This window comes from Methylophilus sp. UBA6697, assembly GCF_002454655.1.
In the GTDB taxonomy this organism is placed as follows: Bacteria; Pseudomonadota; Gammaproteobacteria; order Burkholderiales; family Methylophilaceae; genus Methylophilus.
Genome location: NZ_DKJH01000015.1, coordinates 22,645 through 37,670, shown reverse-complemented (window position 1 = coordinate 37,670; position 15,026 = coordinate 22,645). Strand labels below are relative to the sequence as shown.

The window sequence follows — 15,026 nt, the reverse complement described above, 5'->3', positions numbered from 1 at the left end:
GATGTCACAAGCACTGATTAATACTTACGAATCTGCCGCAAAACTGATGGAGCAGATGCTGATTGCGGCACGCAAGGATGCCTGGGAAAAAGTCACCGAGCTGGAGCAGTCCTATATGCTCAAACTCGAAGTGGTCAAAAGCCTGGAGCAAACCATGCGTCTGGAGTCTCAGGCACTGACACCAGAACTCAATGCCCGTAAACAGGCCTTGGTGCAGAAGATTTTGGCTGATGATGGTGAAATCAGAAATTTGCTCTATCCGGTGATGCACCGCATCACCGATATGATCTTTGATGCGCAATTACATGCGCGCATCCCCCCGGACGTGATATAGATGTTACCGATTCCGCAAGTTCTCTCACAACGTATTATCGCGAGTGAAACAGAGAGCTTGCGTGCAGTTTCTTCGATCATGCCAGTCGAAGGCACGCAGTCTGAAGCCCCTTTATGGGAGCGCATGCGACCTGGCATGCAGTTTACTGGTCTGATTCTGCAAAAAGAAACAGGGGCCGCCAAAGCCTCAGAACTGGCACAATTCAAGGTTCAAATCCAACTTCCTAACCAAGCACCAACAACGGTACAGATGCAGCTGCCTGCCCACCTGGCACAACAGCAAACGCTGCATATGCAGTTTATGGGTCTGGCGCAGCAAGGCGCAGGCAAAGATATCCTGCCGCAAGTGAAATGGGGTGTGCAGCCAGGCAATAGCCAGGTCAACACCGGCACAGCACACTTGGCTGAGACCGCCTTGCTGACAGATATGTCACAGTCCGATCATGGCGACCATCTGCAGGACATGGTGAAAACAGCGGCTGGCCAAGCCAGCCTGGTTGAACTGAGTAGTCCGGCCAAGCATTTGCAACGCTGGCTCAGTTCGTCTGAATTTCAGCAACAAACCACCGCTTTGCAAGCGCAAACCGTGGTTAGTCATAGCCCGCAAAAACCACAAGTACTGGCACAAGACCTGAAACATGCGCTGGATAGCTCTGGCCTGTTTTATGAGTCGCACCTGAAAGAGGCGACACTGGGAAGCCGGCCCTGGCACCAGTTATTGCAGGAGCCACAAAACAAACCCGGCCTGGTGCCGCCCGAGATGGTCGCGCAGCAGTTACAGGTGCTGGAACAGCAGCGCGTGGTGTGGCATGGCGAGGTGTGGCCAGGGCAAACCATGCAATGGCAAGTGAATGAGCAGGAGAACTCGGCCCATTCGTCAGACGAGCCGGTGTTGAACAGTTTGCAGAGCGACCTGACTTTGCATTTGCCGCGCCTGGGTGAGGTGTCAGTCAAGATCACCATGGTGAATGGACGTTTCAGCGTACGTGTTGAACCGGAAGATGCCAAGGCTTTGAAAGAGATGCAGTCTGGCCGTAGCCAGTTGGCCATGAGTTTGCAGTCTGCGGGTTTAAAACTGGAGTCTTTACAGATTAGCCAGGATGACACAGCACAAGACAGGCGGCAGTATGCAGCAGGATAAACTGTATACGCAGTCTGCAGTCGCCCTGGCTTATGAAGCGGGTGACCTGGCGCCACGCGTGGTTGCCAAAGGCAATGGTTTACTGGCTGAGCGCATTATTGCGCTGGCGAAAGAACATGAGGTGTATGTGCATGAGTCACAGGCTTTGTTGAGCCTGTTGATGCAGGTAGAACTGGATGCCCATATTCCGCCGCAGTTGTATCAGGCGATCGCCGAGATACTGGCATGGTTATATCAATTAGAGCAGGGTGAAACGCGGGAGCCGCCTGCTGTGTAGGCAGTTGATGCAGGATATGCCGCTTTAGACTTGCATGTTCATCATGTCCTGGTAGGCGGTGACCAGTTTATTACGCACCTGCACCGTGGCCTGGAAAGCGATATTGGCTTTCTGGCCAGAAATCATGACATCAGACAGGCTGACATTGTCATTACCCATGGCAAAGTCTTGCCCCAGTTTTTCTGATTGCAGTTGCATATTGTTGACCTGGTCCAGTGAAGCTTTCAATGCATCGCTAAAGCTGACCTGGCTGGTCGGGGCCGCTGCATTGGTTTTCTGCACTGGATTTGCGATGGCCGCGCTACCCAAACCTTCAGGTTTTTGAGCGGCAGCACGCAATTGTGCCAGCATGGACGAGATGCGTTGTGCATCAATACCGCCTGCGTTCATGGTGGGCTCCTTTCATCGTCTGGGCAGATTAAGCCCTTAATTGTCATGGTAGACACTTTAGCATTCTGTGCTACCGGGTGCTTTGTAAAATAGGCAACATTAATCCGTCTTATTTGCCAATTTGAAAATAAACAGTAAGCGCATAATGTGATCCATGTGAGTGTGTCCTTAAAACGCATTCGAGTTCAAAAAGGTGTTTTTGAGTCAGCCAACCCGGATCGGGCGCTAAATTCAGAAAGCCTGCGGTAGTAAACATGGAGGTTCAGATGGCTGCTGACGCTGCCTTACTTACATCAACTGGTGAGTCCAACGGTACACCGAATATGTTTGGTCAACTCGGACAGAAGCTGCTATTGGTCGCAGGCATTGCGGCCGTGGTTGCCGTGATGATTGTGTTCTGGCTGTGGAGTCAGAAGCCGGATTACCGCGTCTTGTTCTCCAACTTTGCCGACAAAGATGGTGGTGCGATTGTCGCTGAGCTCGACAAATTAAGTGTCCCTTATCAGTTTGCTGAAGGCGGCAATGCGATTTTGGTCCCTGCTGACCAGGTGCATCAGGTGCGTTTGAAATTAGCCGCACAAGGCTTGCCAAAAGGCGGCAATATCGGCTTCGAATTACTGGAAAACCAGAAGTTTGGTGTGTCGCAGTTTGTTGAGCAAGTCAACTTCCAGCGTGGCCTGGAAGGCGAGCTCGAACGCAGCATCCAGTCCATTTCTGCTGTGCAGGCCGCCCGTATCCATTTAGCCATTCCAAAACCAAGCGTATTCGTGCGCGAGCAACAATACCCAACGGCTTCGGTGTTATTAAACCTGCATAATGGTCGTCGCCTGGACGGTCAGCAAGTCGCTGCGGTGGTTCATCTGGTCGCCAGTAGCGTGCCTAACTTGTCTGCAGACCATGTGACTGTGGTCGACCAGAACGGTAATTTGTTGTCTGACACGACCAACAAGGTCAAACAAAACGGCCTGGATCCGGAGCAAATGGCCTACGTGGAAAATATGCAGAGCAGCATTGCCCGCCGCGTGGAGTCGATTATTACCCCTATCGTTGGTGCCAAGAATGTGCACGCCGAAACCAGTGCAGAGATTGATTTCTCTATGACTGAACAAGCCAACGAGTCATACAAACCCAATACCAAACCTGATGATATGGCGATTCGCAGTGCGCAAAGCCATGAGTCACAAAATGCCAGCGGCAGTAATGGCGCAGTACCTGGTGCTTTGTCTAACCAGCCACCAGGTGAGTCTACTGCACCGATTAATGCCCCGGGTGCGCAGGCGCCGGGCGCAGAAGGTGCTGCCCCAGCTGCGCCACCAGCACCGCCACAAAATACCCAAAAAGATAACACGACCAACTACGAGCTGGATAAAACAGTCAGCTACATCCAGCAAGCTAAAGGCGGTATCAAGCGCCTGCACGTGGCGGTGGTGGTGAATCATATCCCTGTGGTTGATAGCACTGGTAAAACGACTTATCGTGCCTTGAGCAATGCCGAGAAGCAGCAAGTGAGTGACCTCGCCATGCAAGCCATGGGCTTTAACAAAGAGCGTGGTGATACGATTTCTGTCGTCAACACCCCGTTTATTGCCGAAGCACAGGACAAGCTGGTGGAGCCACCATTGTGGAAAGATCCACTGGTGATTGAGTATGGTAAAGATGCCTTGCGTTTTCTGGCAGGGGTGATTGTGTTGATGATGGTTTACAAAAAACTGCTTAAACCAATGGCCAACAAACTGACCGGTGCTGACAAGAAAGAGCAAGCGCTGGCTGCAGGTGCGGCTGCTCTGACCGGCCCTGACGGACTGCCTATTGCAGGCGCCACCGGTGCAGAAGGGGATGATACCTTGGTGACCTTGAGTGGTGATGCGACAGCATTACCGGGTGGTCTGGACCAGACCCTGCAAGCGGCAAAACAGGTAGCGAAAGATAACCCACGTATGGTGGCTAATGTTGTGTCCAGCTGGACCTCCGCGGAGAAGTAGTGCATGAGTGACCAGGGATTAACCAGAAGTGCAATCTTGATGCTGGCGCTCGGTGAAGACGAGGCGGCTGAAGTGATGAAGCATTTGTCACCGAAAGAAGTGCAGCGCCTAGGGATTGTCATGGCGTCGATGAAGCCAGTGCCACGCGAAGAGGTTGAGCAGGTGCTGGAAAAGTTCATGCTGGACTTTGCCAGCAGCAGCGATTTTGGCCTCGATTCGGACAGCTATATTCGCTCGGTACTGATCAAGGCTTTTGGTGACGACAAAGCCTCCAACTTGCTGAACCGTATTCCGCAATCACAAGATGCGGCTGGCATAGAAAGCCTGAAGTGGATGGATGCCTTTAGTGTGGCGGACTTTATCAAGAACGAGCATCCACAGATTATTGCCACTATTTTGTCTCATCTTGAGGCAGAACAGTCCGCAGAAATTTTAGGGCATTTTACCGAGCGTTTGCGCCAGGACGTGATTTTGCGTATTGCGACGCTGGACAGTATCAAACCGACTGCGTTGAGAGAGTTGAATGAAGGCATGCTGAAAATGCTGGCCGGTAATGACAACATTAAGCGGCAGGCGATCGGTGGCGTCAAAACTGCCGCCGAGATCATGAACTACATTAGTGGCGAACATGAGGCCAAACTGATGGATGGTCTTAAAAGCTACGATGACAATATGGCGCAGCAAATCATGGATCAGATGTTTGTGTTTGACAACATCATGGAGATCGATGACAGAGGCATTCAGGTGCTGCTGCGTGAAGTACAGTCAGACATGCTGATCGTGGCTCTGAAAGGCACCTCAGATGAAATGAAAGAAAAATTCTTCCGCAATATGTCTTCCAGAGCGGCTGACATGATGCGTGAAGACCTGGAAAGCCGTGGGCCAGTCAAGCTGTCAGAGGTTGAAGGCCAGCAGAAACAAATATTGCAAATTATCCGTCGCTTGTCAGATGAAGGCCAGATCATGCTGGCTGGCAAAGGCGACAGTGAGCAATATCTATAAACGCATGATATAAGGAAAGTGTCTCATGGTAGCTTCTGCAATTCCAAAAGAACAAATGAGCGCCTATCAACGCTGGGAGATGGCCAGCTTTGATGATTCCATCTCCAGTGAGCGTGTTAAACGTGAACGCGAGCAGGCCGAGGAAAATGCACGTACGGTCAGCCAGATTCTGAAGCAGGTCAGGCAAGAGGCTTATGAAGAGGGCTTTAAAACCGGTTACGGCGATGGCATGACACATGCCCAGTCGCAAATTGACACTGAGCGCCAGCAATTGTCGCAAATGGCTGCCAGCTTCCAGCAGGCATTGGCCATGCAGGATGTCAGCGTGGCCGAGTCTGTGTTGAGCCTGGCGCTGGACCTGGCAAAAGCCATGATGAAAACCAAATTGCAGGTGGATCCGCAAGCGGTGATTCCTGTGGTACTCGATGCCATGCATTACTTGCCTCAAGTCAAACAGCCTGCCAGGTTGATCGTGCATCATGAAGATGCCAAAGTACTGCGTGCCCATATTGGTGAGCAACTGAAAGAACAAGGCTGGCAACTGGTTGAGGATAGCCAGATTGAGCGTGGTGGCTGCCTGGTGGAAACCGCAGAAAACCAGATTGATGCCAGCAATGAAATGCGCTGGAAACGCCTGGTGCAAGGCTTGTCACGCGTGGATGACTGGCATAAACCTGTCGCTAGCAATGAATAATGTGTGCAGCCTATTGAGCAGCGATTGTGATTGATGCAAGCATGACAGACCCTAATACCGCCGTAGATGCCAGCCCAGTGTTGGCAGAAGACTTGGTTAATGATGCGGATGTGACGCCAACCGCAGATGCCAATGTCATGGCAGACCAGGCAGAAATTGCCGCGCCTGCCGAACAGGACTTGCCACCCAATGTGCATAACGAGCGTTGGCAAAGTTACCTTAAAGACTGTAGAGAACTGATTCATTTGGTTGAACCACTGGAAGTGGCTGGACGTATCGTCAAAGTCACCGGCCTGATCATGGTTGCAACCGGTATCAAAATGCCGATTGGCGGCGCCTGTTTTATTCCGCTGCAAGATGGCGGCCGCGTTGAAGCCGAAGTCGTCGGTTTTGATGGCGAAAACTTGCTGTTAATGCCACAGTCAGCCGTTGATGGTGTCGTGCCTGGCGCCAAAGTATTCAGTATGGAAGTCACCGAGACCTTGCCTAAACCGCAATTTGGTCGCCCGCCACGCCGTCGTGCACAAGACCGTGCACGTCATTTTCCGGTAGGCGATGGTTTGCTCGGCCGCGTGGTTGATGCTGCGGGTAATCCGCTGGATAACCTGGGCCCGATCTCCACTGAAGTCATGGCGCCGTTAAGTGGGCGTGTGATTAACCCGCTGATGCGCGCACCGATTGAAGATACGCTGGATGTAGGCGTACGTGCAATCAATGCCATGCTAACCGTTGGTCGCGGGCAACGCCTGGGCCTGTTTGCGGGTTCCGGTGTGGGTAAAAGCGTATTGCTGGGCATGATGGCGCGTTACACCACCGCCGATGTGATTGTGGTTGGCCTGATTGGTGAGCGGGGCCGCGAAGTACAAGAGTTTATTGAACAGATTTTAGGGCCAGAAGGCCTGGCACGCTCTGTCGTGGTGGCTGCCCCGGCAGACGTTTCGGCACTGATGCGTTTGCAAGGGGCCAATTACGCCACTGCCATTGCCGAGCGCTTTCGCCAGCAAGGCAAAAACGTATTGTTAATCATGGATTCACTGACGCGCTATGCCATGGCGCAACGTGAAATCGCCTTGGCGATTGGTGAACCGCCGGCCACCAAAGGCTATCCACCTTCAGTGTTTGCCAAATTACCCGCGCTGGTTGAGCGTACCGGTAACGGTGCTAGAGGCGAGGGCTCAATTACCGCTTTTTATACAGTGCTGACCGAAGGGGATGACCAGCAGGATCCGATTGCCGATTCTGCACGTGCCATTCTCGATGGCCATATCGTGCTTAACCGTACCCTGGCTGAGAGCGGGCATTATCCGGCGATTGATATTGAACAGTCGATCAGCCGTGCCATGCACAACATCACCAGTAAGGAGCACCAGCAGGCCGCACGTTTGCTCAAGCAGCTATATTCACGTTATTTGCGTAACCAGGACCTGATTGCCGTTGGTGCTTACCAGCCAGGCTCTGATCCTATGCTGGATGTGGCGATTAAAAAGCGCGACCAGATCAATGCATTTTTGCAGCAGGACATTGATGAAAGTGCCTATATGCAAGCCTGTTTGCAGCAGTTGGCGCAAACCATTTCCTGAGACCATCTGTAATACGTTATGGCCAAACAGTCGACACAAACGCTGACACTGCTGATTCAACTGGCGACAGACGAGGTGGACGCTGCCATGCAAGACCTGGCGCAAGCCATGCAACTGCTTGAACAGGCACAACAGCAGCGCACCATGCTGGAACAATATCAGCAAGAGTATGAGCAGCAATGGCAGTTGGCATCACAAAAAGGCCTCAAAGCCGATTTATACCGCAATTTTCAGGGCTTTTTCTCGCAATTGGAATTGGCCGTGCGCAGTCAAAATGCTCAAATCGAACAATGTCAGGCGAATGTCCTGCAAAAACGACAGCTATTGCAGGAAAAACAGCGCAAACAAAAGTCCTTTGAAGTACTGATGACGCGAGCAGCAACGATGCAAGCAAAAGCAGAGGGCAAGCGTGATCAGAAACTGATGGATGAGTTTGCAAGCCGTGCCAAGCGCATGCGTCTGTAAAACAAATGTTGACCGGGAGAGTCATATGGCGTTTTTGAATTCCGCAACTTTACTGAATATGGGGGCCGATGCCGTGAAAACAGCATCAGCCAATCAGGTGTCACAAGACGCACAGAGCAATGGTTCTGATGAGTTTGCACAGGCGTTGCGCAAGCAAATGCAGCAAAGTAGCAAGCCTGTGATCCCAACTGCCAATAAGGCGACAGATAAGGTCGATGCACCTAAACCTGAGCCGACAAAATCCGCGACAGCAGAAAAAGCGCCAGCTGCACCAAACAATACGGTCAAGTCAGAAGACAGCCCACAAAAGACCGCGGCTGATAGCAGCGACGAACATACGAGTGCTGAAGCAGCAGCCAGCACTGAAGAGATTGCTGCGTCCGCAACGACCAGCAATACAAAAGACCCTGCCGACGTGATTGAAACAGCGCAAGAGCGCAAAAAACGTTTATTGGCAGACCTGGCCGCGAATGATCAACTGCCGCCAGGCATTTCACCGTGGATGCAAACCATGATTGCCATGCGTCCAACCACAGCACAAACCGATAGCCAGCCTAAAGTTGAATTGAGTACCGATAGTGCTACCGTGACAGTGGATAGCGAGCAATTGCCTGCTGTTGATGGCAATGCCTTGGCTTTGCCACTGGAAACTGAGGCAACGGCTAAAACCACAGCTGCACAGATACCGACCGGGCCTGCTGTGAATGCAGAGCAGGATGATCAGGCCGCCGATTTCAAACAATTGCTGGCTGGCAATGCCCAGGCTGAAACGGCTAAAGAGTCACCTGGTATTTCTGAAACCCTGGTCAATGCTAAATTAATGGCAGAGGCGACAGGCGAAGCAGGGCGTACAACGCAGGCTTTTAATGAGATGCGCGGGGCGGATGCACAAGCCGATGTATTGAATTTACCACAGCAGCCAGCGGCGCAAGCCTTATCCAATAGCACATGGCTGAATGCGGCTGGTGTGGCGCAAAGCAGCTCTGTGGCGATGTCGCAAATTGCGGCGCCGTTTGGCAATGAGCGCTGGCAAACAGCCATGAACCAGCATGTGATGAATATGGTAGGTAGTGGCGACGATGTGGCCAGCCTGACCTTGTCACCACCCGACTTGGGTCCCATTCAAGTCGTGTTGAAAGTGGATAACCAGTCTGTGAATACCAGCTTTATTACTGATAACCCGCTGGTGCGTCAGGCATTGGAAGATGGTATGCAGGATTTGCGTGAGCGCATGCAGTCACAAGGCTTGCAGTTGGGCCAAACCTTTGTTGGTGATGGTCAGCAGGCGCAACAGCATTTTGAGCAACAAACGTCACGCCAAGGTGGTCAGTCATCGGGCACAGCAGGCGAAACGGACGCTGTGCTTGCGCCGCAAGCCATTAAAACCACGGTCGCACGTGGCCTGGTTGACACCTTTGTTTAAACTGCGGGCAGGCAATCTGCCTGCCAGTGGGTATAAATTTCGATTAAACGCTGATTTAACCCTTTTATCCGTCAATCTCCAGCACGCTGTTTTGCGCATAATGACACCATAAACACTCTAGGTTTAATGTAAGAAAGGTTTGTGTCATGGCTCAAGAACCGGCGAAAGCAGCTGGTGCCGCAGAAGCGGCGCCAAAATCCAAGAAAAAACTCATTTTGATATTGGCCGTCGTGCTGGCATTAGCTGCCGGTGGCGGTGCTGCCGCATTCTTTTTGATGAAGAAACCAGAAGCGCATCAGGCAAAAGGCAAGGCGGGCGATAAGGCTGAGCACGCCGAAGATGCTGAGGGCGAAGCAATTAGCGAGGAGTCTGCAGAAGAGGAAGCGCCAGAAGAGTCTGGTGGTCATGCTGATCCGAAAACGGCTTTGACTTATGTGCCATTTGAAACATTTACGGTGAATTTGTTACCAGACCCGGATGACAAGTTCCTGCAGCTCGATTTGACCATGGAAGTGAAAGGCGCTGAGCTGGCAGAAAAAATGAAAGCACAGATGCCTGCCTTGCGTAACCGCGTACTGTTATTGCTCACCAGCAAAAAAGCTTCCGATATTTCTACACCGGAAGGCAAAGCACAACTGAGTGAAGAGTTGCTGGTTGAACTGAAAAAACCGCTCGCTGCACACGGTAAGCCACTGAAAGTCACACAGGTATTATTTACCTCGTTCGTGATTCAGTAATGTTATGAGCCCAGTAGTTTAAAGTGAGTCATCATGTCAGCTGACAAGTTTTTATCACAAGACGAAATTGATGCGCTGCTCAAAGGCGTAGACGGCGATGACGAGAGTGAATCGTCTGGTAAAGACGATGCTAGCGTTCGTAACTACAACCTGGCCACGCAAGAACGGATCGTGCGCGGCCGCATGGCCACGCTGGAAATGATTAATGAGCGCTATGCGCGTTTATTGCGTGTTGAGCTGTTCAACTTCCTGCGCCGCACCGTTGAAGTCTCGGTCGGGCCAGTCAGGATTATCAAATATACCGACTTTATCCGTAACCTGGTGGTGCCTACCAACCTCAACCTGATTCACATCAGTCCCTTACGCGGCACCGGTGTGCTCGTGATAGATCCTACCTTGGTGTTTTTGGTGGTGGACAATATGTTTGGCGGCGATGGCCGCTTTCACACCCGCGTCGAAGGCCGTGATTTTACCGCGACCGAACAGCGCATTATCCAGCGCATCCTGGGCATCATGTTCGAATCGTATGAAAAGGCTTGGGCACCGGTATATCCAATCAAGTTTGAGTACCTGCGCTCGGAAATGAATACGCAGTTTGCCAACATCGCCACGCCGAATGAGGTGGTGGTGGCCATTACTTTCAATATTGAGCTGGGCCCGAATAGTGGTGAAATGCATTTTTGCGTGCCTTATTCTATGGTTGAGCCGATCAAAGACCTGCTGACATCACCGTTGCAAGGCGAAAACCTGGGCGGCGATAAGCGTTGGGTCAAATTGATGACGCAGCAAATTCAAGCCGCAGAAGTCGAGATTGTCGCTAATCTGGCCACGCGTAAATTGACGGTGGCAGACTTGCTGGAGCTGAAAGAAGGCGATGTGATCCCGATTAATATCAGTGACAGCATCGAAGGACAAATTGACAACATTCCGGTCATGGAGTGTCGTTATGGAGTATTTAACGGGCAGTACGCCCTCAAGGTTGAAAAGTTAATTCGCGCTGACGGTAGTCAGGAGCAATTGCAAGGAGAGTCATAATGGCTATGGATCCCGCCACTAATAGTGCAGATGATGATATGAATGCAGCGATGGCTGCCATGGGAGTGTCTGATCCCGGTGATGTACAGACGATTGCGGAAGATGACTGGGGAGCAGCCTTGGCTGAGCAAACCCAGGCTGAGTCTTCGGCGTTGCAGGAGCCAACCAGCAAGACGGCTGTCTTTAACGAGTTTAGCAGCAACAATAAACTGGAAGGCACGCAGAATGATATCGACTTCATTCTGGATATTCCGGTACAGTTGACCGTTGAGCTAGGCCGCACCAAAATTTCGATCAAGAACCTGTTGCAACTGGCGCAGGGCTCTGTGGTTGAACTGGACGGCATGGCGGGTGAACCGATGGATGTACTGGTCAATGGCTGCCTGATTGCCCAAGGTGAGGTGGTGGTGGTGAATGACAAGTTTGGTATTCGCTTAACCGATATCATTACCCCGGCCGAGCGCATTCGCAAACTGAATCGTTAATGGTTTTTTTGAATCCCTTTTTATTTAGAGCGTCATGAAAATTATCCGCCAGTTGTTGATCGCCTTGTTTAGCAGTCTGGTTACCGGCGTGGCGTGGGCCGTTGTGCCTGCGGCGACTGTCGCAGCAGCACCGAGTGCGAGTGATAGCCTGGGCCGTATGGTGTATGGCACGGTGATTGTCTTGCTGGTGATCGCGGCGATTGCCTGGTTGTTACGGCGCGTGATGCCTGGGCAAACCATGGCTCAACGCGGTGTGATCAAACAAGTAGGTGGTTTGCAGTTAAGCCCCAGAGAGCGTGTGGTGGTGCTTGAAGTGGCTGGCCGCTGGCTGGTAGTGGGCATCAATGCAGGCCAAATGACGGCCCTCGGCGAAGTCACCCCACCTGCGACGGAATCCTCAGTGGAAGAGGGCGCAAGTGCTGCGCAGTCCCCGGCTTCTGGTATTGATCCACAAGCTTCTTTTGCTGTGCGTTTGCAACAAGCCATGCAGGCGACGTTGCAGCAAACAGTCAAATCCCTCAAAAACAAGCCTTGAGTCGCTCATTTCCGACCTTTGATTTAGCCTGGTCGGGCGTACTATAGCCCTAACTTATTGATAGCCTTGTGTCTGCCGTGCGCAGTTGCAAGCAAGTTTCGGGTGCCATACACATGCGTGTTTTTTCAGTGTTAAAGTCTATATTGTCCTTGTGGCTGCCGGTCGGCTTGCTGCTTGGTTTCCCGCTATTGTCGTTTGCGGCTGGTGGATTGCCGATAGGTACAGTCAGCCCTGGAGCAGGCGGTGGCCAGGACTATACACTGAGCCTGCAAACCCTGATTTTACTTACCTCGTTGACGTTTATCCCGGCCGCGATGCTGATGATGACCGGCTTTACGCGCATCGTGATCGTATTGTCTTTACTGCGTCAGGCATTGGGTACCCAGTCTGCCCCTTCTAACCAGGTATTGATTGGCCTGGCACTGTTTATTACCTTTTTTGTCATGGGCCCGGTGTTCGACAAGATTTATACCGACGCTTACCAGCCTTTGTCTGAAAGCAAAATCACCATGCAGGAAGCGTTAGAGCGCGGCGTGTTGCCACTCAAAGGCTTTATGCTCAAACAAACCCGCGAGAATGACCTGGCCATGTTTGCCAATATGGCACATACAGAGGCGATTCAAACGCCGGAAGAGGTACCACTGAGGATACTGGTGCCTGCTTTTATGACCAGTGAACTCAAAACAGCCTTCCAGATTGGCTTTGCCATTTATATCCCGTTTTTGATTATCGATATGGTAGTGGCCAGTATCTTGATGGCCATGGGCATGATGATGGTCTCACCGGCAATTGTGTCGCTGCCGTTTAAGCTCATGCTGTTTGTACTGGTTGACGGCTGGCAGCTGATTATCGGCTCGCTGGCGCAAAGCTTTGTGATTTAACCTTTTGATTTAAATAGGCACATATTCATTTTCAGGAGTAAACCATGAGTCCGGAACAGGTATTGACCATAGGCAGTGAAGCGATGCAGACCACGTTGATGGTGGCCGCGCCGGTGTTGGGCACTGCGCTGATGATCGGCTTGATTGTGAGTATTTTTCAGGCTGCCACGCAAATCAACGAACAAACCTTATCGTTTATCCCCAAGCTGGTGGGCGTCATGGCGGTGCTGTTACTGGCAGGCCACTGGATGCTGATGACCATGGTGGATTATATGCACCATATTTTCACCATGATTCCGCAATTGGTGAACTAAGCGCCTGATCACATGCTGACCATCCATGCTTCAGATCTGCAATTGTGGATTGTTCAGCTACTGTGGCCACTCACACGGGTACTAGGCTGCCTCACTGTCGTTCCGCTGTTTAGCCATCCAGCTATTCCCAAACGCATCAAACTGGCCATTGGCTTTGTGATTACGCTGGCCATTGTGCCTGCGATTCAGGTGCCGCCCATTGAAGTGCTTTCCTGGCAAGGCTTATTGTCATTACTGGCCCAGTTTCTGATTGGTATCAGCATGGGCTTCGTCATGCGGTTGCTGTTTACGGCAGTCGAAATGGCCGGGTTTATGATGGGGATGAGTATGGGGCTAGGCTTTGCCAGTTTTTATGATCCGCAGGCACATGGCCAAACGATTGCCGTCGGCCAGTTTCTGACCATGTTGGCGCTGTTGGTGTTTTTGAGCCTGGACGGTCATTTAATTGTGGTCGCGGTCATGCTGCAAAGTTTTGAAACCATGCCGATCGGTATGGAGCACTGGCAGTTGAATAGCCAGGCCATTGCAAGCCTGGGCGGCCATATTTTTTCACAAGGCTTGTTGCTGTCATTGCCGGTGGTTGCCAGCCTGCTGATTACCAACATGGCCTTGGGCGTGTTAACCAAGGCAGCACCGCAATTCAATATTTTCGGTATCGGCTTCCCGATTACGATTTCAGTCGGCTTTTTGATGACATTATTAAGCCTGCCTTCTCTGGTCAGCCCCGTCAGCCGCTGGCTGGTCGATGCGCAGCAACTGATGTTGCAGGTACTGCGCTAGCCGTGCCAGGCCTGTGTGCTTGCAAGGCCTTCACCGCTTTAATCCTTTTAAATCAGGCTAAATAGCGAGATATTCGACGTCGCCACAAATGCTTTTTGTGCCGCCTGCAAGATGGTGGTTTTCTTGGAAATATCAGACAAGGCCTGCGCATAATCCAGATCTTGCAGCGTTGAAATAGACGCATCGTATTGCAGATCCAGGCTATCGCCGGTGGTGTTCAAGGTGTCCAGCAAATTCAGGCTACTACCGATTTCTGAACGCGCATCCAATACCGAGTTCAATGAACCTTTCATTTTATCGATGCTGGTGGCCAGGCCGGTATTAAATGTCGCCTGGGTGGTGCTGTCCGTGATCGGTGTTTTTAACAGTGAAATGATATCCTGCAAGTTGGTAAACACATTGTCGCCGTTGGCACCAAATACCTGGTCACCGGTGAAGGTCACGGGCAACTGGCTTTGCACATCAATTTGCAACTTGGTGCGGACTGAGCTGGCGACAAAATCATCGTTGCTATCAAAAGGCACGGTAGACGAGGCATAGCCGGAATACATATAGTTGCCTTGAGAGTCTTTGGTGTTCGCCAAACCTTTCAGCGTATCCAGGCTGCCTTGCAGCTCATTGGCCAGCTTGGCACGTTCGGCATCGGTATAAGCACCATTACCGGCAGCAATCAGTGAAGATTGTATCGATTGTATCGTGTCGGTCACGCTACTCAGGTTGGCTTCGTAGGTTTGCAGCAAGGTTTCTGCTGTTTTACGCGTGCTGGTGTAATTTGCGTTCTGGTCTTTGGCCGTATTGAGTTCGAGTATCCGTGCTGCCGCCACCGGATCGTCTGCTGGCGAGTTCACACGTTTACCAGTCGCAGTTTGAATGCTCAGCTTATTCAAGTCTGATTGCAGATTCATTAACTGGTTGGTGCCAGATTGATAGATGGTATTGGTACTGATTCTCATGATGGCCTATCCTTCAAAA

General features: G+C 51.6%; 18 protein-coding genes. 16 read left to right on the top strand and 2 right to left on the bottom strand.

The window, feature by feature from the left end:
* Position 1 precedes the first annotated feature (1 nt).
* From B3355_RS04570 to B3355_RS04560, 3 genes are read left to right on the top strand one after another with little or no spacing between them, the layout of a single operon-like run.
* Positions 2-334, top strand: coding sequence for a flagellar protein FliT (locus tag B3355_RS04570; protein WP_019882553.1), 333 nt, complete (start codon positions 2-4; stop codon positions 332-334).
* Complete coding sequence (locus B3355_RS04565; RefSeq protein ID WP_292780691.1) at positions 335-1,474, top strand: flagellar hook-length control protein FliK; 1,140 nt, start codon at positions 335-337, stop codon at positions 1,472-1,474.
* Positions 1,461-1,751 carry an EscU/YscU/HrcU family type III secretion system export apparatus switch protein gene (locus tag B3355_RS04560; RefSeq protein ID WP_019882551.1) on the top strand — a complete coding sequence of 97 codons (291 nt, stop codon included), beginning with the start codon at positions 1,461-1,463 and terminating at the stop codon, positions 1,749-1,751. Before B3355_RS04565 ends, B3355_RS04560 begins: the two co-directional genes overlap by 14 nt.
* A 24-nt stretch (positions 1,752-1,775) precedes the next feature.
* Here B3355_RS04560 and fliE read toward each other — a convergent pair whose 3' ends face one another.
* Positions 1,776-2,141, bottom strand: a complete 366-nt coding sequence (gene fliE / locus B3355_RS04555; protein ID WP_019882550.1) for a flagellar hook-basal body complex protein FliE — start codon at positions 2,139-2,141, stop codon at positions 1,776-1,778.
* A gap of 266 nt (positions 2,142-2,407) precedes the next feature.
* Between fliE and fliF the strand changes: the two genes are divergently transcribed.
* From fliF to fliR, 13 genes are all read left to right on the top strand, one after another.
* Positions 2,408-4,123, top strand: a complete 1,716-nt coding sequence (gene fliF / locus B3355_RS04550) for a flagellar basal-body MS-ring/collar protein FliF (RefSeq protein WP_292780685.1) — start codon at positions 2,408-2,410, stop codon at positions 4,121-4,123.
* A 3-nt stretch (positions 4,124-4,126) separates the two neighbouring features.
* Positions 4,127-5,125, top strand: coding sequence for a flagellar motor switch protein FliG (gene fliG / locus B3355_RS04545; protein ID WP_024931105.1), 999 nt, complete (start codon positions 4,127-4,129; stop codon positions 5,123-5,125).
* A gap of 25 nt (positions 5,126-5,150) precedes the next feature.
* Positions 5,151-5,819 carry a flagellar assembly protein FliH gene (locus tag B3355_RS04540; RefSeq protein ID WP_019882547.1) on the top strand — a complete coding sequence of 223 codons (669 nt, stop codon included), beginning with the start codon at positions 5,151-5,153 and terminating at the stop codon, positions 5,817-5,819.
* A 137-nt stretch (positions 5,820-5,956) separates the two neighbouring features.
* Positions 5,957-7,399, top strand: coding sequence for a flagellar protein export ATPase FliI (gene fliI / locus B3355_RS04535; RefSeq protein WP_200884081.1), 1,443 nt, complete (start codon positions 5,957-5,959; stop codon positions 7,397-7,399).
* Between the two features lie 18 nt (positions 7,400-7,417).
* Positions 7,418-7,864 carry a flagellar export protein FliJ gene (fliJ, locus tag B3355_RS04530; RefSeq protein ID WP_047517669.1) on the top strand — a complete coding sequence of 149 codons (447 nt, stop codon included), beginning with the start codon at positions 7,418-7,420 and terminating at the stop codon, positions 7,862-7,864.
* 25 nt (positions 7,865-7,889) lie between these two features.
* Positions 7,890-9,287, top strand: a complete 1,398-nt coding sequence (locus tag B3355_RS04525; protein WP_292780677.1) for a flagellar hook-length control protein FliK — start codon at positions 7,890-7,892, stop codon at positions 9,285-9,287.
* Between the two features lie 146 nt (positions 9,288-9,433).
* A complete protein-coding gene (locus B3355_RS04520; protein ID WP_292780674.1) occupies positions 9,434-10,024 on the top strand; it encodes a flagellar basal body-associated FliL family protein in 591 nt (196 codons plus the stop codon).
* 33 nt (positions 10,025-10,057) lie between these two features.
* A complete protein-coding gene (fliM, locus tag B3355_RS04515; RefSeq protein WP_019882542.1) occupies positions 10,058-11,059 on the top strand; it encodes a flagellar motor switch protein FliM in 1,002 nt (333 codons plus the stop codon).
* Entirely contained in the window at positions 11,059-11,544 is a 486-nt protein-coding gene (gene fliN, locus B3355_RS04510) for a flagellar motor switch protein FliN (RefSeq protein WP_019882541.1), read from the top strand. The genes fliM and fliN overlap by 1 nt, the downstream gene beginning before the upstream one ends.
* Before the next feature lie 34 nt (positions 11,545-11,578).
* Positions 11,579-12,079, top strand: coding sequence for a flagellar biosynthetic protein FliO (gene fliO, locus B3355_RS04505; protein ID WP_292780671.1), 501 nt, complete (start codon positions 11,579-11,581; stop codon positions 12,077-12,079).
* Positions 12,080-12,192: 113 nt separating this feature from the next.
* Entirely contained in the window at positions 12,193-12,960 is a 768-nt protein-coding gene (gene fliP / locus B3355_RS04500) for a flagellar type III secretion system pore protein FliP (RefSeq protein ID WP_292780668.1), read from the top strand.
* 44 nt (positions 12,961-13,004) lie between these two features.
* Complete coding sequence (fliQ, locus tag B3355_RS04495; protein WP_019882538.1) at positions 13,005-13,274, top strand: flagellar biosynthesis protein FliQ; 270 nt, start codon at positions 13,005-13,007, stop codon at positions 13,272-13,274.
* 12 nt (positions 13,275-13,286) lie between these two features.
* Positions 13,287-14,054, top strand: coding sequence for a flagellar biosynthetic protein FliR (gene fliR / locus B3355_RS04490; protein WP_292780665.1), 768 nt, complete (start codon positions 13,287-13,289; stop codon positions 14,052-14,054).
* Between the two features lie 47 nt (positions 14,055-14,101).
* Here the strand turns inward: fliR and flgL are convergent, their stop codons facing one another.
* The gene (flgL, locus tag B3355_RS04485; RefSeq protein ID WP_047517682.1) at positions 14,102-15,007 is read right to left on the bottom strand and encodes a flagellar hook-associated protein FlgL; all 906 of its coding nucleotides are present in this window, start codon (positions 15,005-15,007) and stop codon (positions 14,102-14,104) included.
* Positions 15,008-15,026: the final 19 nt, after the last annotated feature.